This is a genomic window from Chryseobacterium sp. A321 (assembly GCF_054489265.1).
Genome location: NZ_JBTMWZ010000001.1, coordinates 2,047,714 through 2,067,673, shown reverse-complemented (window position 1 = coordinate 2,067,673; position 19,960 = coordinate 2,047,714). Strand labels below are relative to the sequence as shown.

The 19,960-nt window shown below is 40.8% G+C and carries 19 protein-coding genes; 11 read left to right on the top strand and 8 right to left on the bottom strand.

Features of this window, described 5'->3' with window-relative positions; translation table 11 throughout:
* Positions 1-83 precede the first annotated feature (83 nt).
* From priA to ACX3PZ_RS09645, 3 genes are all read left to right on the top strand, one after another.
* A complete protein-coding gene (priA, locus tag ACX3PZ_RS09655) occupies positions 84-2,531 on the top strand; it encodes a replication restart helicase PriA (RefSeq protein WP_459112653.1) in 2,448 nt (815 codons plus the stop codon).
* Positions 2,532-2,680: 149 nt separating this feature from the next.
* Positions 2,681-4,141 (top strand): D-alanyl-D-alanine carboxypeptidase/D-alanyl-D-alanine endopeptidase, encoded by a 1,461-nt coding sequence (gene dacB / locus ACX3PZ_RS09650; protein WP_459112652.1) that lies wholly within the window; start codon positions 2,681-2,683, stop codon positions 4,139-4,141.
* Positions 4,142-4,426: 285 nt separating this feature from the next.
* On the top strand, positions 4,427-5,620 hold the full coding sequence (locus ACX3PZ_RS09645; protein ID WP_459112651.1) for a glycine C-acetyltransferase: 1,194 nt from the start codon (positions 4,427-4,429) through the stop codon (positions 5,618-5,620).
* A gap of 60 nt (positions 5,621-5,680) precedes the next feature.
* Here ACX3PZ_RS09645 and ACX3PZ_RS09640 read toward each other — a convergent pair whose 3' ends face one another.
* The 5 genes from ACX3PZ_RS09640 to ACX3PZ_RS09620 all read right to left on the bottom strand — a co-directional run bounded on the left by ACX3PZ_RS09640 (position 5,681) and on the right by ACX3PZ_RS09620 (position 10,709).
* Complete coding sequence (locus ACX3PZ_RS09640; RefSeq protein ID WP_459112650.1) at positions 5,681-7,207, bottom strand: sulfite exporter TauE/SafE family protein; 1,527 nt, start codon at positions 7,205-7,207, stop codon at positions 5,681-5,683.
* Between the two features lie 8 nt (positions 7,208-7,215).
* Positions 7,216-8,457 carry a sulfate adenylyltransferase subunit 1 gene (locus ACX3PZ_RS09635; RefSeq protein WP_459112649.1) on the bottom strand — a complete coding sequence of 414 codons (1,242 nt, stop codon included), beginning with the start codon at positions 8,455-8,457 and terminating at the stop codon, positions 7,216-7,218.
* Between the two features lie 34 nt (positions 8,458-8,491).
* Positions 8,492-9,400, bottom strand: coding sequence for a sulfate adenylyltransferase subunit CysD (cysD, locus tag ACX3PZ_RS09630; RefSeq protein WP_459084217.1), 909 nt, complete (start codon positions 9,398-9,400; stop codon positions 8,492-8,494).
* A gap of 16 nt (positions 9,401-9,416) precedes the next feature.
* On the bottom strand, positions 9,417-10,109 hold the full coding sequence (locus ACX3PZ_RS09625; protein ID WP_459084216.1) for a phosphoadenylyl-sulfate reductase: 693 nt from the start codon (positions 10,107-10,109) through the stop codon (positions 9,417-9,419).
* A gap of 156 nt (positions 10,110-10,265) precedes the next feature.
* Positions 10,266-10,709 (bottom strand): RrF2 family transcriptional regulator, encoded by a 444-nt coding sequence (locus ACX3PZ_RS09620; RefSeq protein WP_459084215.1) that lies wholly within the window; start codon positions 10,707-10,709, stop codon positions 10,266-10,268.
* A 100-nt stretch (positions 10,710-10,809) separates the two neighbouring features.
* Here ACX3PZ_RS09620 and ACX3PZ_RS09615 point away from each other — a divergent pair, with 100 nt between their 5' ends.
* Entirely contained in the window at positions 10,810-11,238 is a 429-nt protein-coding gene (locus ACX3PZ_RS09615; RefSeq protein ID WP_459112648.1) for a DUF4268 domain-containing protein, read from the top strand.
* Between the two features lie 3 nt (positions 11,239-11,241).
* On the opposite strand, the gene ACX3PZ_RS09610 is transcribed toward ACX3PZ_RS09615, so the two are convergent.
* Both ACX3PZ_RS09610 and ACX3PZ_RS09605 read right to left on the bottom strand, forming a co-directional pair.
* Entirely contained in the window at positions 11,242-11,814 is a 573-nt protein-coding gene (locus ACX3PZ_RS09610; protein ID WP_459112647.1) for a CopD family protein, read from the bottom strand.
* A gap of 59 nt (positions 11,815-11,873) precedes the next feature.
* A complete protein-coding gene (locus ACX3PZ_RS09605; RefSeq protein WP_459112646.1) occupies positions 11,874-12,722 on the bottom strand; it encodes an SAM hydrolase/SAM-dependent halogenase family protein in 849 nt (282 codons plus the stop codon).
* A 113-nt stretch (positions 12,723-12,835) separates the two neighbouring features.
* Between ACX3PZ_RS09605 and ACX3PZ_RS09600 the strand changes: the two genes are divergently transcribed.
* Positions 12,836-13,795: a PhoH family protein gene (locus ACX3PZ_RS09600; protein WP_459084210.1), complete on the top strand. Its 960-nt coding sequence runs from the start codon at positions 12,836-12,838 to the stop codon at positions 13,793-13,795.
* A 96-nt stretch (positions 13,796-13,891) separates the two neighbouring features.
* On the opposite strand, the gene ffh is transcribed toward ACX3PZ_RS09600, so the two are convergent.
* Complete coding sequence (gene ffh, locus ACX3PZ_RS09595; RefSeq protein WP_459084209.1) at positions 13,892-15,256, bottom strand: signal recognition particle protein; 1,365 nt, start codon at positions 15,254-15,256, stop codon at positions 13,892-13,894.
* Between ffh and ACX3PZ_RS09590 the strand changes: the two genes are divergently transcribed.
* From ACX3PZ_RS09590 to atpA, 6 genes are all read left to right on the top strand, one after another.
* The gene (locus ACX3PZ_RS09590; protein ID WP_459112645.1) at positions 15,248-15,595 is read left to right on the top strand and encodes a hypothetical protein; all 348 of its coding nucleotides are present in this window, start codon (positions 15,248-15,250) and stop codon (positions 15,593-15,595) included. The genes ffh and ACX3PZ_RS09590 overlap by 9 nt on opposite strands.
* A 70-nt stretch (positions 15,596-15,665) precedes the next feature.
* Complete coding sequence (gene atpB / locus ACX3PZ_RS09585; RefSeq protein ID WP_459112644.1) at positions 15,666-16,727, top strand: F0F1 ATP synthase subunit A; 1,062 nt, start codon at positions 15,666-15,668, stop codon at positions 16,725-16,727.
* Positions 16,728-17,008: 281 nt separating this feature from the next.
* Complete coding sequence (locus ACX3PZ_RS09580) at positions 17,009-17,230, top strand: ATP synthase F0 subunit C (protein WP_459112643.1); 222 nt, start codon at positions 17,009-17,011, stop codon at positions 17,228-17,230.
* 91 nt (positions 17,231-17,321) lie between these two features.
* Positions 17,322-17,819, top strand: a complete 498-nt coding sequence (locus ACX3PZ_RS09575; protein ID WP_459112642.1) for a F0F1 ATP synthase subunit B — start codon at positions 17,322-17,324, stop codon at positions 17,817-17,819.
* Positions 17,820-18,359: an ATP synthase F1 subunit delta gene (gene atpH / locus ACX3PZ_RS09570; RefSeq protein ID WP_459084205.1), complete on the top strand. Its 540-nt coding sequence runs from the start codon at positions 17,820-17,822 to the stop codon at positions 18,357-18,359.
* 19 nt (positions 18,360-18,378) lie between these two features.
* A complete protein-coding gene (atpA, locus tag ACX3PZ_RS09565) occupies positions 18,379-19,953 on the top strand; it encodes a F0F1 ATP synthase subunit alpha (RefSeq protein ID WP_459084204.1) in 1,575 nt (524 codons plus the stop codon).
* Positions 19,954-19,960: the final 7 nt, after the last annotated feature.

The following is a 19,960-nucleotide window of genomic DNA, read 5'->3' as shown; positions in this document are numbered from 1 at the left end:
TAAAGCCGTTTTGATGTATAAATCTAGGCGGCTTTTTAAATTAAATTTCCCTTACTTTTGAATTCGTACTAAAATAAGATGGATTGGAATTTGTAAAAGTTATATTGCCTCTGAATTTACCGGGAACCTTCACTTATAGGATTCCTGCGGTATTGTCAGGTTTAGTAAGACCGGGCCAGCGTGTACTGGTTCCGTTTGGAGGAAAGAAAATTTACACAGCCATTGTCCATGAGGTGGATGTAGAATCTCCAGAATTGGCCGTGGTGAAAGAGGTGATAAGTCTTCTAGATGATCACCCGATTTTACCTGCGGAGCAGCTCGCATTCTGGGACTTTTTAAGCTCGTATTATCTCAGCAATTTAGGGGAGATTTATCGCTTTGCTTTTCCAGGTTCTCTAAAGCTAGAGAGTGAAACCTACGTGAAACTTACACCGGAGGTCAAAATCGATTTTGAAAACCTGGATTCAAACGAAATGTATCTCATTCAGGCCTTAGAAGTACGACAGCTTATCAATTTTTCGGAAATTGAAGCCTTTATACCCAAAAAAGAGATAGTAAGGACGATTCATAGTCTTATTGAACTCAGGTACATTGAGATTGACGAGAGAATTGCGGAAAAGTACAAGGCAAAGGAAGTCTTGTACGTGAAATTGGATCCCCTCTATTTGCAGGGGGAAAAGTTTACTCAGACTTTGGTAGAATTAAAACGCTCGAAAAAGCAACAAGCACTTTTTCTAACTCTGGCAGAGAAACAGACTGAAGCCCCTGAGGGTTTAATTCGAAAGTCAGAGTTAATGCAAAGTCAAGAATTTGGACAAGTACAGCTCAAAGGCTTAATTGACAAAGGAATTGTTCAACAATATCTCTTAGAGAAAGATCGTATTGAGCGTTTTGAAGGAGATTTAGAACAAATGGAATCGCTTAGTTTAGAACAGGCCCGTGCTCTAGATGCGATCGAGAATGCATTTTCGAAAGGATCCAATGTGCTCTTGCATGGGGTCACTGGATCTGGAAAGACCCATTTATATATGGAGAGGATTGCCCAAACGCTCGAAAAGGGAAAGTTTGCTCTTTATCTACTGCCTGAAATTTCACTGACCAAGCAAATTATCCACCGTCTTGAAGTAAAATTTGGCTCCGCACTTGGGTATTACCATTCCAAACTTTCTGATTTTGAGAAAGTCGAGGTATGGAAAAGGGTTAGTGACGGGACCATCCAATTGCTTATCGGTACAAGAGCCTCCCTTTTTCTTCCGTTCGAATCGCTAGGTTTGATTATAGTTGACGAGGAACACGATCAGGCCTACCGGCCGAAAGGAGTGCAGCCTTATTTCAGTGCGCGGGAAGCAAGTCTAAAGTTGGGCCAGATTTATGGCGCAAATGTTTTGCTGGGTTCAGCCACGCCCTCGGTGGAAAGTTTTTATTTAACCCGAACAGAGAAGCTAGAACTAGTCACTTTAAAAGAGCGTTATAAAGACGTTGAAATGCCTAAATATAAACTCTTAGACTATAAAGAGGCGATGGATTCCAAAGCCGTTTCGGGTGATTTTGCCGAGAACACTCTTTTGGAAATGAGTCAAACTTTAGAAGCTAGCGATCAAATCTTAGTGCTTCACAACAGGAGAGGATATGCCAAGGTGCTGGAGTGTGAAAGTTGTGGGCATGTGAGTTATTGTAGCAATTGCGATGTGATCATGACTTATCATAAGTTTTCAAACGAACTCAAATGCCATTACTGTGGACATAAGACGGCCAAACCCAAGAGTTGTCCCCGCTGTCAGTCTCCAAAATTGAATACAAAAGGAGTGGGGGTAGAGCAACTTTATGAACAGATCGTAAAGCTCTTTCCTCAGTATCAAGTTGAGCGTATGGATGTGGATTCGATGCGCCGTAAATTTGCGTACGAACAACTCTACGAACGAATAGAAAACCGGGAAACCGATATTGTTGTGGGTACGCAAATGATTTCAAAAGGCCTTGATTTTGATCATATTGAGCTTGTCGTCATACCGCGCGCCGACCATCTTTTGTACACACAGGACTACCGGGCTGAAGAACGGGCCTACCAACTGATTACTCAAATCGCAGGACGTGCAGGACGCGTTTCAGGCAAAGGGCTTGTGCTGATTCAAACTTTTAATCCCGAGCATGTGGTGTTCGATTTGATTGAACAGCAAGATACGCAGGAGCTGTATGATCATTTTTTGAATGAGCGACGCAAATTTCAATACCCTCCCTTTGTAAAGACAGTATTTATCGAATTAAAGCATCGCAAAGAAGATAAAGTGGGTCGGGCAGCCCAATTTTTAGGATCCATTTTGAGGAAATACCTTCCATTGGATTGCGTTTTAGGCCCTGAAAAATCACCCATTGCCAAGGTTAATTTATTGTACCAGCATCAACTTCTGCTTAAATTGCCACGAGGAGCGAAGTACCATACCTACAAAGATTTGATCCGTAAGAGTCTGGAGGAATTTGATGAGGTCAGCGGGTATAAATCGATCAAGAAGGAAATCATTGTTGATTTTTAACGTTTTTTAACACTATTTATCCTTATTTAATGAGGGTAAACCTTTGGTTTTCAATTATAATTTCTATTTTTGGACGTTGATTAAAACACAGGGATCTCGTTTTTTAGAGCCCCCGTTCTTTTAACCACTCATGTGAAAATTAGATTTTGATGATTAGAGTAAAGAATTTAGCAGCGGCAATGATGCTTGCACTTGCGCCGCTGTCCTTCGCGCAAATGGGAGGTATGCCGTCTCATTTGTCGCAATTCGAGGAAAACCAGTCTGGTGGCGCATCCCTCGAAAAAGAAGCCGACCTTTGGTCTCTTAGTGCAAAAGATCTTGTAAACACCTCAATAGACAAACTCCTTGATGATCCCGTACTTAGAAATGCGAATTGGGGTTTTGTTTTGTACGATCCTTCTACTAAAAAGATTGTAAGCGCATACAACGAAGGAGAGGCCTTGATTCCCGCCTCTACCACCAAACTTTTAACTACCGATACAGCCCTTGCCCTTCTGGGTCCTGATTTTAAATGGAGCACTCAATTAGAGTATTCCGGAGAGATTAATTCTGAGGGTGTCCTTACGGGGGATTTATACATTGTCGGAAGTGCGGATCCTTCACTAGGTACAGGAAAAGCAGGTGCCCTTTCTTATGGGAGTCTTATTAATGAGTATATCGCCGCATTGTCCGATTTAGGAATTAAGAAAATTGAAGGGAATCTTATTTTGCAAAATGCTGTATTTAAATCAAATCAACTTAGATCCTTGCCCGCAAATGTAGTTTGGATGGAGCACAATAACTATTACCTACCTGTGGGTTCTACTCAAAATATAGACCCTAGAAAAGAGAAATTAACCATTTCAAAGAAAAATCCTTTTGAGCATCAAAAGCAATATTTTTATATTTCTCCTTACCAAGACAAACTTGTGTTTGCCGATGAATTTGACGGGAAACCAGTGCATACCACGCTTCCTGACGTTCCTCATTACTTAGGAAATACACTGAGAACCAATATGATCAAAAAGGGAATTTCGATTTCAGGAAAAGTAATTCCAAAGCCGATCGACAAGGATCCCGAAAACCGAAAATTGGTTATGACCTACCAGTCTCCTCGTTTAAAAGACATTGTTTACGATACCAATCAAAGAAGCGACAATGCACTAGCCGAATCTCTCTTGCGAATGGTAGGGTTCCAGAAAATGGGAAGCCAGACCTTAGCTTCAGGGAGAGAAGTGGTCGTGAAGCATTTAGATGAAAAAGGATTTGATACTTCAGCTTTAATCTATATGGATGGAAGTGGGCTTTCGCGTAACCATCGCGTTACTCCAATCTCCCAAGCGCTTTTCTTAGCCGACGAAATGTCCGAGCCTTACTACCAAAGCTTTTTTGAATCCTTGCCGATTGCTGGGCAAACCGGAACCCTTAAAAAAATGTTCTATGGTGCCGGTCATGGGCATATTTTCGCTAAGACAGGGACTTTAAATAAGGTCAAGACTTTGGCCGGATATGTCAAAACCAATTCAGGGAAAACCCTTACATTTTCACTCTTAATTAATAACTACAGCGGTTCGGTGAGTCAGGTGAAAGCCAAGATGGAAGAACTACTTGATCCCGTGGTCGCACTATAACGTCCCTTTTGATTGATACGGTTCAAAGTTAGAACATAGGAAACGGTTGTAAAGAAAGGCTTTACAGCCGTTTTTCAATTTTCAAGGTGGGGTTTTAAGGAGATTTTGCATTAAGTGCTAGTGCATCTCTCTAAGGGATATTCCAAACCCTTGCTTTCTATTGCAACCAACGTTTCAATTCTTAAAGTGAAAATCTACATACTAGTTTTTAAATGGGTACTTTTTCGATGTAGTACCCCGCATTTTTTTTTCGTAATTTAGCCTTTCATTAAACCAATATCAACTATGATTTCCACTGAATTTCTTGCCAATCTCCAAAAGGAGCTACAAACGATTAAAGACGACGGTCTTTACAAAACAGAGCGTATTATTGAATCCCAGCAATCTTCTGAGATTGTGGCCAATCAAAAAACGTTATTAAATTTTTGTGCGAACAATTACTTAGGGCTTGCAAACGATCCCAGAGTGATGAAGGCTTCACAAGAAATGGTAGACCACCGCGGGTATGGGATGTCTTCTGTTCGATTTATTTGTGGTACTCAAGATATTCATAAAACGCTGGAAGAGAAAATTTCAGCATTTTTGGGAATGGAAGATACGATTCTCTATGCGGCTTGTTTTGACGCAAATGGGGGCGTGTTTGAACCGCTTTTCACGGCGGAGGATGCCATTATTTCAGATGAGTTAAACCACGCTTCGATTATTGATGGCGTAAGACTATGTAAGTCTGAACGTTACCGTTATAAGAACAATAATATGGAAGATTTGGAAGCGCAACTGATTGAAGCGAATAAAAAGGATCACCGATTCAAAATTATTGTAACCGATGGAGTTTTTTCCATGGACGGAATTGTAGCCGACTTAAAAGGGGTGTGTGATCTTGCAGATAAATACAATGCGCTAGTGATGGTTGACGATTCCCATGCGACTGGATTCATTGGAAAAACAGGAAGAGGTACTCATGAAGCGAGTGAGGTGATGGGTCGTGTCGATATAATCACTTCGACTTTAGGGAAAGCCCTGGGCGGCGCACTCGGAGGATTTACCTCTGGAAAAAAAGAAATTATTGAGATGCTAAGACAGCGTTCACGCCCTTATCTTTTCTCGAACTCTCTTGCCCCGGGCATTGTAGGGGCAGCCATTAAAGTACTAGATTTAATTTCTGACGATACTTCCCTTCGAGACAAAGTAATGGACAATGCTTCTTATTTTAGAGAGCAAATGGTTCAAAGAGGCTTTGATATTCCGGAAGGAGATGCAGCGATCGTTCCTGTGATGCTGTACGATGCACCTCTAGCGCAGAAAATGGCAGAAGAAATGATGGAGGAAGGGATTTATGTCATCGGATTCTTTTATCCTGTGGTCCCTAAAGGAAAAGCGAGAATTAGAGTGCAACTTTCAGCAGCCCATACAAGAGAACAGCTGGATAAAGCAATTCAGGCCTTTGAAAAAGTAGGAAAAAAACTGAACGTGATTTAATTCTTCGGTCTCTTTTAGATAATTAGTTTCTCAGATGAGAAATTTAGAGTAGGGCTTTTCTTAGAGAAAGGCCCTAACTATTGAAATGGTACTCATTACGATAACCAATATTCCAATAACGACGAACATTTTTTTAACGGGTAGTTTTGCGGTGAGCATTGCAGAGAAAGGTGCCGTAATAATCCCGCCTAGGAGCAGTCCCAGAACAATGTTCCAATGCTGAATACCAATTGTAATAAAGAATGTGATGGCGCTAGTTAGGGTGAGGATAAATTTACTTACGGTGGAACTTCCCACGACATAGCGAGGAGTTCTTCCGTCTTTCATTAACGTACCGGTCACTAGGGGACCCCATCCGCCACCTGCAAAGGAATCAATGAATCCTCCGACAAGTCCTAAAAAACCAAGGTTCGTGTCCGTCTTGGCTTTTCGTTTGTGTTCTTTTTTACGTTTGAAAGCATTTCTTAGGATATTGATTCCAAGATAAAGGGTGTACACAGAAATTATAGGCTTTACAATATGAGCATATTGTTCTCCAAAAAAACTTAAAGCGAGCGCTCCAATAATCGCTCCCAGGATTGCCGGAAGGGCAAGTGCTTTTACCAATTTCTTGTTTACATTTTTGAGCTTGAAATGGCTTATGCTTCCCGCTGCTGAAGTGAAGGTCTCGGCGGAGTGAATGCTGGCACTGACCACAGGCGGTGCCACATTTAGCATTAAAAGAATGGTGGTGCAGAGTACCCCATAGCCCATGCCCATACTACCCGCGACAATTTCGGCTATGAAGCCCACCAAGAGCATTTTGTAAAAAATATGATTGTCCTGACTCAAAAAATTACCGATGTCAGGAAAGAGTTTGAATTCGACTAGAATGTAGGAAAACAGGCCTAAAAGAACAATGAATCCAATGATTCCAAGGTATATATTTGCACGTCTCCTTACAGCTTTGACGACCTTGGAGAGGTTGTCGAACTCTGAATCTCGCAGGGTAGACTTCTTTTTTTGATTCAGATAATCTTGCGTAAGCTTATCTAAATGCTGGAGTTCGTCCGAGATGTTCATCAACGGATGTTTGTGCGCAAATTTTAATCTTTCAATAAAAGGATCGATGTCTTGCGGCAAACTTTCTTTGACGATGCGACGAATTCTATGCTGAACCTCAGGAGCAAATTCTCCGAGCTTAATGCCCATGGAGAGCTGATCGGTTTGAAGTAAATCCGCAAACGAAAAGTCACTGCTCGACGGTTTCCCCATGACATGGATCAAAATTTTTCGATTTTGGATCCACTCAAGGAGTTCTTCTTCTAAAAGATGCGCTTTCGGACTTAAAATGACTAAGGTTCGGTCCTTTAAATCTTGGGATTCAATGGTTTTATTGAATAACGAAAGCTCAGGATGCTTATCGCTAAGTTCCACGAGCTCTTTGCTAAATTCCAAATCGTAGAGTTCGATTGCCCTTGGAGAGGAAGATCGAAAATTCTCTCGAATTAACTGAAGGCTATGCGGTCCACTTCCCACAAGTACCATAGCCCAACTTTCTGCATTTAAAAAGAGGGTTTGGTCCAAAGGGTTGTGCGGCTTTTCCATTCTTTGCTTTATCGAATCATAACAGCCCCTACCGTACTGTTGCTGGTTTGGTCCACTAAAATGGCACTTCCCGTTTGACTGTTTTCTTCAAAGCTATCAAAGACTAGCGGTGAGGCTGTTTTCAGCTTTACTCGAACCACTTCGTTTAATTTCACCGGACCATTTAGGCTATGACGTTCTAGTGTATTCACGTCAATAATTTCGGATATTTCCTTCACAACTGCTTTTACGACGCGGCTTTTGTGTTGAAGGAAGTATTTATTTCCCTGTTGCAAGGGTTTATTATCTAGCCAGCACACCAGCGCTTCTACCTCGTTTTCCATCTTCACTTCCTGGCTTTCTAAAACGAAAGAATCGCCCCGAGAAACATCAATGTCCTCTGCCAAGTGAATAACACAAGGTTGAGAGGCATAAATTTTTTCTACTTCTGAGCCTGCAGTTTCAATTTTAGAGATCGTCGTGGAGATTTCCTGAGGGAGGATTACAATGCGATCGCCTTTTGAGTAGAAACCAGAAATCACTTGCCCTGCGAAGCCTCGGTAATCATGAAGTTCTTTGGTTTGAGGTCGGATTACATACTGAACTTGGAAGCGACTGTTTTCGGAGTCCTTATTTTCTCTGATTTCAAGCGTTTCCAGATAAGAAAGAAGGGGTCCCTCCGTGTACCATGGCATTTCGACAGAGGATTCCACTATGTTAGCTCCTGTAAAGGCAGAAATAGGGAAGTATTTTACATTGGTGAGTCCAAGGTTTTGGGCTACCTTCTCATAGTCCGATTTTATTTGCTGGTATTTTTCCTCAGAATAATCCACCAAATCCATTTTGTTCACCGCTACAACGACGTGCGGCATTTGAAGCAGAGATGCAATTATGGAATGGCGTCGGGTCTGCTCGATCACTCCGTGACGAGCATCCACTAGGATAACCATGAGCTGTGAATTGGAGGCCCCTGTAATTAGGTTTCTCGTGTATTGAACATGACCCGGTGCATCGGCTATAATAAACTTTCTGCGGCTTGTATTAAAGTAGCGGTAGGCCACGTCAATTGTGATGCCTTGTTCTCTTTCTGCACGCAGTCCGTCGGTTAGAATTGCTAAATCAATTCCGTCTTTATTTTTGTTTTTAGATTGTCTTTCCAGCGCTTCTAGTTGGTCCACTAGGATGCTTTTGCTGTCGTAAAGCAGGCGACCAATTAAGGTGCTTTTTCCATCGTCAACACTTCCGGCTGTTATAAATCGTAATAGGTCCATTTGTTTTCTCTTGCTTTAGGTTTAAAGTCTACCCTTAAAAGTAGCCTCCTTTTTTTCTGTCTTCCATGGCCGCCTCTGTGGCTCTGTCGTCAATGCGGGTTTCGCCACGCTCTGAAATACGCGAGGCCGTGATTTCAGTCACCACTTCGTCCAGCGTGCTAGCATTGCTTTCCACGGCGGCTGTACAGGTCATATCGCCCACGGTTCTATAACGAACCCGCTTGGTTGAAATTTTGTCCTCTGGATCAATTTGAATGAAATCCGAAACGGCGATGAGTTGACCCTCGTGTTCTAGGACTTCCCGATCGTGCGCAAAGTAAATTGGGGGCAATTGAATGTTTTCCTTCTTAATATAATTCCAAACGTCTAATTCAGTCCAATTGGAAATAGGAAAGACTCTTACGTTTTCTCCCTTGTGGATTTTCCCGTTGTAGATATTCCAAAGTTCAGGTCTTTGGAGTTTTGGATCCCATTGTCCAAATTCATCACGAACGGAGAAAAATCTTTCTTTGGCTCTTGCTTTTTCTTCGTCACGACGGGCTCCACCTAGGCAAGCATCAAATTCAAATTCTTCAATTGTGTCCAAAAGAGTATGGGTTTGAAGCCAGTTTCTTGAGGCAAATTTTCCTTTGGGTTCGGTTAGGTTCTTTTCCCGAATGGTATCTTCCACTTGACGAACAATAAGGGTTGCCCCTATTTCCTTCGCAAGTTTATCTCGAAAGTCTAGGGCTTCTTTAAAGTTGTGACCCGTATCAATGTGCACGAGTGGAAAAGGAATGTTCATGGGTGCAAAGGCTTTTTGAGCCAAGTGTACCATCGTAATGGAATCTTTTCCTCCACTAAATAGCAGTGCGGGTTTGTCGAATTGGGCCGCTACCTCACGCATGATGTAGATGCTTTCAGCTTCAAGTTGCTCTAGATAATCTAAGCGGTATGGATTCATATAGTGATCTTTAGAATTAGTTTGAATGCAGTCCGCATTCTTTATGGGAATCTTCCCACCACCAACGGCCGGCGCGTGGGTTTTCTCCGGGTTCAATAGCTCTCGTGCAAGGTTTGCAACCTACACTGATGTAGCCTTGTTTGTGTAGGGGTAGTTCTTGGACATTATGCTTCTCTAGGTAATCAAGTACGTCTTGATAACTCCAATGGATTAAAGGATTGAATTTGTAGAGGTTTCGCTGGGGGTCCCATTCAATCATAGGCATTTTTTCTCGGTTGTCAGATTGCTCTGAGCGTAGCCCTGTAATCCATACTTTGGCTCCTTCTAGGGCCCGGTTTAACGGCTTTACCTTCCGGATTTCACAGCACAACTTTCGGTTTTCTACAGATTGGTAAAACCCGTTAATTCCTTTTTGTGCGACGTACTGTTCTACTTCCTTTGGATCTGGGAAAAAAAGCTTTGTGTCGGTCTTGTATTTGGCTCGGTTTCGGGCCAAAAGGTCATAGTGTTCGTAAAACAGTCGACCCGTATCAAGAGTAAAAACTTGAATAGGAAGTTGATTTTTAAAAATAGCGTCCGTGAGAACTTGGTCTTCTTGTCCAAGTGAGGTAGAGAACACAATACCAGAGGGATAAAGTTCACATACGCGCTCGAGGGCTTTTTCGAGGGAACTCTGTTCAATCTCTTTTATGGTTTCTAGCTCTAACATAGGTAGGTTGTTTTCGCAGCAAAGGTACTTAATTATTAAAAACCGACAAAATTAGTAGACTAATAGATAACGTGGCAGGGAAGGGGAGTAGCCTAGATTGGAGTACGGAAAAGAAGACAGGTAGAATTGGGATTGAACCCTTCACGACGGACTATATTAGGCCGTAGGAAGTTGAAGGTTAGGATCCAATTCATGGTCTGCTAGATCGAGGAGTGATTTTTTCTCAAGCACGGCTAACGTGGCATCTCGAACTTCTACAAATACATCGTGAAGGCCACAGTGGGGCTCACTACAGTTAGCGCACTTTTCGTAAAAATTTAAACTTACGCACGGGATCAGGGCAATAGGACCGTTGACGAGTCGAATGATTCTTGCTAAGGAAACGTCCTTAGGGTCAAGGTTTAAAAAATAGCCGCCACCTTTCCCTTTTTTGCTCTCCAGAATACCATCACGTCTTAATTCTAAAAGTATATTTTCTAGAAATTTGAGAGGAATGTTTTTGCTTTGTGCAATTTCAGAGATCAGAATAGGCCCAGTTTCATGACGGTCTACGAGATACCCGAGGGCTTTAAAGGCGTAATGTGATTTTTTAGAGAGCATGAAACAAAATTAGTCAAAATCTTTGAGCTTCTCAAATGAACTCTACGACTCTAAATTCCAAAGAAAAATCCCTAGATTTGAAACCAAAATAGACCTTTTCATGTTCAGTAAAGAAGAAGCTCAAAAATTAAGAAAAGAATTCTGGACTGCTTTTGGAAAATCTTTTCCGCGCAAATGGATTCTTTACCATACGAAAATCAAAGATTTTTCGTTCAAATTCCACGCAGATCCTTCGAAGGCGAGAGTTTCGATTGATTTGGAAATGAAGGATCCAGAACTTCAAGAGTTGTACTATAACAAACTCTGGTCTTTAGAGGATCAATTGAAAGAAACGTGGGGGAGTCTCGAGAAAAGCGCTGAGCTTGAGATTGAGAATGGAAAAATTCTTTCTCGTTTTTGGGTAGAATTACAAGGAGTGTCTATTTACAACAAGTCCACTTGGCCTTCTATTTTCGCATTTTTCTACGACAAAATGGAGAAAGTAGAAATCTTCTTTTACGAGTACGAAGATTTTATTCGAGACGTGTAGGGCTTACTTTCTCGCTTTCTTGCCTTTGTTCACTAACTTTACAGTAAGGGTTATGCAAATCACAAGGACTACAAATCCGAGTATAAGTTGCCACCAATAGGCAAAGATTGCCGATTTTAGAAAGACGGTAAATACAACCAGAAAGAGAATAAAGGTTCCAATTTCATTGAATTGCCTTAATTTTAAATTCGAGGTTGAAAGATCTGCCCCATGAATGGATTGAAGTTCTTTAAGCTTTTTATAGCACCAATAGTGGTATGCAAAAAGGCCAATGAGAAAAAAGGCTTTAATATAGAACCAGGAAAAAGGGTCAGTTTGAAGTAGAGGGAATTCTGGATAATGGACGCACAAAAGCGAAAGTCCGCTCAGCAGCATGATGGTAAATGCAGGTACTGTAATAAGATTCCATAGCCTTGTGGCCATAAAAAGATATTGTTCGCGTAGCACCTTTTTGCGATCTGCTTCGAAATCGTCCGTGTCTTTGTAATAGACAAAGAGACGAACCAGGTAGAACAGGCCTGCAAAGTAGCTAACCATGAATATTACATGTATCGCTTTCAGAATTAAATAGAGCATGAGTTAGGCGTAGTTTAATGTGCAAAGTTAATTGAAAAAATGAATATTAAGTTGAACACTTAAAACGATTCACCCACGGAGTCCGTAAATTCTACATACACGCTCTCGCCCACATTGAGGCCAAACAAAGTTTTGGCACCGTTTCTTTTGTTTCCTTTGTAAATGCATAGTTCAAGAAGATCCGCTTCGTTGAATACTGCTACAGCCTTGCCGTGGTATTCATGTTCGTTTTTCCAATCGCTTACAAATTCAGTAGGATTGTTATAGACGGAGGTTAAAGCGAGGTTTCTAAATTTGATGGTGTAACTTTGGTGGTTGGACTTTAATTTTTCAAAAAACTTTTTGTGGATGTTTGAGACTAGATTCCCGAAGTTGTCGATGTACATAACTTCTCCAATGATCATCTTTTCACTTTCATTGTGCACGGCTCGAGCAAAAGATAGGGATTTAGGGTTTTTAATTTTTCGTCCAATTACTTCCGAGACGCCGCCTTGAATCAAATGGACTGCAGAAGGCACAAAGATATCCACGCCCATAGAGCGCACATCGTCGTCAAATCGATTGTTAAGGGTCACCTCGTAGACGCCGTCCGGTTTAATATCAAAAAAGATTAAATCCAGAAGTCCATTGTCCGCACACAGAAAATAGTGCCCGTCCGCTTTGTATAAAATACTGCGCACATGCTTGCTATAAGAACTGTCCACGGCGATCACATGGACACTACCGGTGGGGAAATGTTTGTACGCGTTTCTTACTACGTAGGCAGCTTGCAAAAGGTTGTAGGCTTCGATCTCATGCGAGATGTCCATAATGATTGCATCGAGTTTTTGACTCAATATACTTCCTTTTAGTGCGGCAACGCGGTAATCGACAAGTCCAAAATCAGAGGTGAGCGTGATGACAGGCATGGCGCAAAAATAGCAAATTTCAAGCGGACCTAAAAATAAGACTTTGTGGAAAACTAATTATTTTCGTGTGCTTTTTTTTGCTAATTTTAAGCATCAATTACCAATTGCAATCTATGTTTGAATTAAATTATGAACTTTCTGGTATTGCCATGAAGGAATTTTATGGAGTCCAAAACCAGAATTTTAACCTGCTCAAATCGAGTTTTCCGACCCTTAAGATCACAGGGCGAGATCATTCGATACTGGCTTTAGGCGACCAAGAAACGCTTGATATTTTGAAAGGAAAGCTTGAGGATCTAGTGGCTTTCATCTCGCAAAACAATAGCATTAGTTTAAAAGATGTGGAGAACATCCTTAAGATTAAAGATGAGAATGAACGCAAATTAGTGTTCGATCAGCATATTATTGTAAAAGGTGTAAATGGAAAAGTAATTAAAGCCAAAACGAGCAATCTGCAAAAGCTCGTATATGAAACAGAGAAGAAAGACATGGTCTTTGCCATAGGTCCTGCCGGAACGGGAAAGACGTATACCAGTGTTGCGCTTGCCGCAAAAGCCCTTCGGGATAAAGAAGTTAAACGAATTATTCTGACGCGTCCTGCCGTGGAAGCAGGGGAGAGCTTAGGATTCTTACCCGGGGATTTGAAAGAAAAATTAGACCCGTATTTGCAACCTCTCTACGACGCGCTTCGTGATATGTTTCCCAATGAAAAATTGGAGAGTTACATTGACAAAAAAGTAATTGAGGTCGCACCACTTGCTTTTATGCGAGGGAGAACTCTTGACGAGGCATTTGTAATTCTAGACGAAGCCCAAAACACAACGCACGCGCAAATGAAGATGTTTTTAACCCGAATGGGGATGAATGCCAAGTTTATTATCACGGGGGACCCAAGTCAAGTCGATCTTCCTTTAAGACAAAAATCAGGGCTTAAGGAAGCCATGCGAATATTGAAAGAGGTTAAGGAAATCGGATTTGTCCATTTAACAGAAGAAGATGTGGTTAGGCATCCCGTAGTGCGCAAGATTATTTTGGCCTACAATACGGAAGAAAAGCGGATGCGCGACGAGTAAGGAAGTTCCTTAAGCTATTAGGGATTCCCTTAACCTAAAAACAAAAAGAATCGCTCAAATGGGCGATCCTTTTTTTTATCTAGGGTTTAAGAGCCCTTACATTTTTCCACCGATACCAGGTATGCCTTGTCCTCCTCCCATTTTGCCCATCATCTGCATCATTTGTTTTCCTTGTGGGCCTTGCATCATTTTCATCATCTTGCCCATTTGTTCAAATTGCTTCATGAGTTGGTTCACATCTTCTAGTTTACGGCCTGCTCCTTTGGCAATTCGTTTTTTACGGTTCATATCAATGGTAGAAGGTCGTCTTCTTTCCTCTGGGGTCATAGAGTAAATAATAGCTTCGATGTGTTTGAAAGCATCGTCTGAGATCTCTACGTCTTTAATGGCTTTTCCCACACCTGGAATCATTCCCATCAAATCTTTCATATTCCCCATCTTTTTGATCTGGGCAATTTGTTTAAGGAAGTCATCGAAACCAAATTCGTTTTTTGCAATCTTTTTATGAAGTTTTTTCGCTTCTTCTTCGTCAAATTGTTCTTGTGCTCTTTCCACTAACGAAACCACGTCTCCCATTCCTAGGATACGGTCCGCCATACGTTCCGGATAGAAAAGGTCTAAAGCCTCCATTTTCTCTCCGGTAGAAATGAATTTGATTGGTTTTTCAACCACGGAACGAATGGTTAATGCAGCTCCCCCTCGTGTATCCCCGTCTAGTTTTGTAAGAACGACTCCGTCGAAGTTCAGGGCTTCATTAAAGGTTTTCGCTGTGTTCACCGCATCTTGTCCCGTCATAGAGTCCACCACAAATAAGGTTTCCTCAGGCTTAATGAAATAATGAACCGATTTAATTTCGTTCATCATTTGCTCGTCAATTGCAAGTCGACCTGCTGTATCGACAATGACCACATCAAAATGGTTTTCCTTTGCATGTTTCACTGCATTCTCAGCAATCGAGGAAGGGTTGGTGGCTCCTGTTTCCGTATAAACTGGAACTCCAATTTGTTCCCCAAGAACTTTCAGCTGTTCAATGGCGGCAGGTCTGTATACATCACATGCAACTAAGAGTGGCTTTTTCGCACGTTTGCTTTTTAAGTAATTGGCAAGTTTTCCTGAAAACGTAGTTTTCCCCGAACCTTGCAATCCGGCAATTAAAATAACAGAAGGTTTTCCTGATAAATTAATCCCTTCTTGGGTTTTCCCCATCAAGTCGACTAATTCATCATGAACAATCTTGGTCATTAATTGTCCAGGTGTAAGACTCGTAAGTACATCTTGTCCTAACGCTTTCTCCTGTACTCGTTTGGTAAGGTCTTTTGCAACTTTATAGTTTACGTCGGCATCGACTAGAGCACGACGGATTTCCTTTACGGTTTCCGCCACATTGATCTCCGTAATCTTACCGCGACCTTGGATATTATGTAGCGCTTTATCTAATTTGTCCTGTAAACTTTGAAACATATAATTAATTTAGGGACTGCAAAAATAAGCAAATATTATAATTTTTTAAAACTTGTTTATCTTCGCGCCATGAATTGGATGGATATTCTTCTTTTAATGGCCTCTATTGGTGTACTAAATGGCTTTATGTACTGGGTGTTTACGCGGTTTTTTGTTTCAAAAGAAAATGGTGCGTTAAAATTCCTAGGACTAAATGTTCTAAAAGATTTTATTTGGGTGATTGTGGGGATCTCGATCATGGAGTTTAGTACGACTGGATTTTTGATCTTGATTGGAGTCTTCCTACTAGCCTCTTTTGTACTCTATTTTAAGGTAATTAAGCGCCTAAATAAATTATGATAAAAATCAATTTAAGAAATTGGCAGAATCTAATTAAATCGATATATTTGCAAACCGATAAAAATATGTCATGATTAAGAGATTTTCTTCTTTCTTTTTTGTTCTTTTATTAACGTTATCAGGAGGTTTAGCCTCGGCTGCGCAGGAAACGGATCAAAACGAATTTAGTGCAGTTGAAATGATTATGCATCATATCTCTGACGCAAATGAATGGCACGTGTTTACTCTTAACGAAGGCACGCCAGAGGAAAAGCATTTTTCGATTCCACTTCCTGTGATTCTGAAAGACCAAAACGGATGGCATACTTTTATGTCAAGTGAGGTTGCACACGGAGAAGTGATAGAAGGATACACAATGAACCATGGTGTTATTGAGTCCACTGAGGGAGTCGAACGTGCAGCAATGTTCAGCTTAATTGGAGGGAGTCAAAATTCACAAGATGTCTTTTTTGATTTTTCGATCACAAAAAACGTAGCAGGAATGTTTGTATCTGTTATCATTCTACTGTTTCTGTTTATTGGAACGGCAAGAAGTTATAAAAATGGCATTCCGACTGGAGTAGGTAAATTTTTGGAACCGCTAATCGTTTTTATAAGAGACGAAGTGGCGATACCAAACATCGGTACTACTAAATATAAGAAATTTATGCCTTACCTCTTGACGGCCTTTTTCTTTATTTGGTTTAATAACCTATTCGGCCTAATTCCTTTCGCACCGTTTGGAACCAACCTGACCGGAAATATTGCAACTACTGCTTTTTTAGCAATTGTGACTTTGGTTATTACAGTGTTTAGTGCAAATAAATATTATTGGAAGCATATTTTCAAGCCAGATGTACCTTTTGCGCTATATCCAATCATGGTGCCGATTGAAATCGTCGGTGTGCTAACAAAGCCTTTTGCACTTATGATGCGTCTCTTTGCGAATATAACCGCTGGACACATTATGATTCTTGCGATTATCTCTCTAATTTTCATCTTTAAAAATGCAGCTCTTGGACTAGCTTCGGTTCCACTTGCACTTTTCGTGTCGTTGCTTGAACTCTTAGTGGCGGCTCTACAAGCTTATATTTTTACAGTTCTTTCCGCACTTTATATTGGGATGGCTGTTGAAGAGCACTCAAGTCATTAATTGCGAACAATTTGAAGATATTTTAATTATCGCATTTTTTGGATTGTATTGGCAGATACAATTTATCTTAAGTGGCATGATTACTATAGAAGATTAAAAAAATATCACAAATTGGAATTAATTTTTTAGTGATTAAATAATCGGACATTTCCAATTAGGAATGGATTTAATGATATGAATATTAGTTAGATTCCATTTTTACATATGACGATTGTCACGATGTTGATATGAAAAAAAAACACTATTTTTGCAACGTTTAAAATCTATAAAATATGGAAGCTATGACAGGATTAGGATTAATCTATTTAGGAATTGGTTTAGCAGTACTAGGCGTAGGTCTTGGTATTGGTAAGATTGGTGGTCACGCTATGGATGCAATTGCAAGACAACCAGAACAAGCAGGTAAGATTCAAGCGGCTATGCTTATTGCAGCAGGTCTTATTGAAGGTGCTGGTCTGATTGCAATTATCTTTGGTGCGTTCATCGGAGGAGGGAAATTCTAAAGCAATTAAATCTTGGCAGTGAAGCGGTTGGCTGCTGCCAAGATTTTTTTTATTGTCGTAGTTAAATAACAATTTAAAAAAAATCAATTTTATGATAATCGAACCGGGAATTGGCTTACTGTTTTGGATGGGACTAACCTTCCTTATTCTTTTATTCCTTCTTACGAAATTTGCTTGGAAGCCTATTTTGAATATGGTAAACGAGAGAGAAACGTCAATCGTAGATGCATTGAATCAAGCAAAGTTGGCAAAGAAAGAAATGGAGCAGCTTAAATCGGATAATGAAAAAATTATTCGTGAGGCGAAAATTGAGCGTGATGCAATTTTAAAGGAGGCGAGAGAAATCAAAGACCGCATTGTAGGAGAAGCAAAAGATGTTGCGAAAGTAGAAGGAGACAAAATGATTGCTCAAGCGAGACAAAGCATCGATGCGGAAAAAGCTTCTGCAATGAATGAAATTAAGCAACAGATTGGAACTCTTTCTGTGAGCATTGCAGAATCTATTTTGAAACAAAAATTAGACAACTCTGAGGCTCAATCTACACTTGTAGAAAATTATTTAAATAACGAAACTCTTAATAAGAACTAAATGCTTACATCTAAAGTTGCAAAAAGATATGCTCAAGGGCTTTTGGATTACGTAAGTGAATCCGGGAGTGTCCAAGAGGTCTTTTCAGAAATGAAGGACTTGGTAGAGTTGATGAAACAGTCAAAAGAACTGCGTCAACTTTTTGCTTCGCCTGTGGTGGATTCGAAAAAGAAGATCTCGATTGCAAGTGAGATTTTTAAAGAGTTCTCTCCGGTAAGTCAAAATATTATTACCTTGGTGATTAAGCAAGGACGCGAAAGTCATTTGCAAGATGTTGCACAGGAGTATATTAATAAGGTGGAAGATTTGAACGGAGTTCAAAGAGCTACCTTGAGTACAGCAAGTACTCTTGATAAAGTAACGATTGATTCCATTGTTAAGAATTCAAATCTTGTGAATGTAGATTCCAAATTTGATTTGACCTTACAAGTGAATCCAGAACTTTTAGGAGGGTATGTCCTTCGTGTGGGAGATCAACAGATCGACCGCTCAGTACGCTCGCAACTAAATCAGATCAAGAAAGATTTTCAATTAAACTAGTATTTAAAAAAACCATAAAATGGCACAAATAAATCCGGCTGAAGTTTCAGCAATTTTGAAACAACAATTAGCAAATTTTGATACTCAATCCAATGTAGAAGAGGTGGGAACCGTTCTAACCATTGGGGATGGTATTGCTCGTGTATACGGACTTGAAAACGTACAATACGGTGAGCTAGTGAAATTTGAAGGAGGAGTCGAAGGCATTGTACTTAACCTTGAAGACGATAACGTTGGGGTAGCTTTGTTAGGCGAATCTAAACTAGTGAAAGAAGGGGACACTGTGAAAAGAACTCAGCGTATCTCATCTATTAAGGTAGGTGAAGGAATGCTAGGGAGAGTCGTAGATACCTTAGGGAACCCAATTGATGGGAAAGGCCCAATCGGCGGTGAATTGTACGAATTGCCATTAGAAAGAAAAGCGCCAGGGGTAATTTATCGCCAGCCGGTAAACGAACCACTTCAAACAGGAATCGTCGCAATTGACTCCATGATTCCAATCGGAAGAGGACAAAGAGAACTTATCATTGGAGACCGTCAAACGGGTAAAACCACGGTTGCCATTGATACGATTATAAATCAAAAAGAATTTTTTGACGCGGGTGAGCCTGTATACTGTATCTATGTGGCGATTGGTCAAAAAGGATCGACGGTAGCACAGATTGTAAAAACTCTTGAAGACAGAGGAGCCATGGCCTACACGGTCGTTGTAGCTGCAAACGCTTCTGATCCTGCACCTATGCAAGTTTATGCCCCAATGGCAGGAGCTGCAATCGGTGAGTTCTTCAGAGACACCGGTAGACCTGCATTAATTGTTTATGATGATTTATCGAAACAAGCGGTTGCTTACCGTGAGCTTTCTCTTCTACTTAGAAGACCACCGGGACGTGAAGCTTATCCTGGGGACGTATTCTACCTTCACTCAAGACTTCTTGAGAGAGCTGCAAAAGTAATTAAGGACGATCAAATTGCGAAGCAAATGAACGACCTTCCAGAAGCGCTTAAGCCGTTAGTGAAAGGAGGAGGATCGCTTACAGCACTTCCAATTATTGAAACCCAAGCCGGAGACGTTTCTGCTTATATTCCTACGAACGTAATTTCTATTACAGACGGACAGATCTTCCTTGAGTCGGATTTATTCAACTCTGGGGTTCGTCCTGCAATTAACGTAGGGATCTCCGTATCTCGTGTAGGAGGGAATGCGCAGATTAAAGCCATGAAAAAAGTATCAGGTACTTTGAAACTAGACCAAGCTCAGTACAAAGAGCTTGAGGCATTTGCTAAATTTGGTTCTGATCTAGATGCAGTAACCCAAGCGGTTATTTCAAAAGGAGAAAAGAACGTAGAAGTATTAAAGCAACCTGTGAACTCTCCACTTCCTGTGGAAAACCAAGTAGCTATGATCTATGCGGGGACAGAGAACTTACTTCGTAATGTACCTGTAAGAAAAGTGAAAGAATTCATGACCGATTATGTTGAATTTCTTAAAACGAAGCACCCAGATACGATGGCTGCAATCAAGTCAGGAAAGATTGACGATCAAATTACCGGTGTTTTAAAACAAGCCGCAGCGGATATCGCTTCAAAATACTAAATTTATG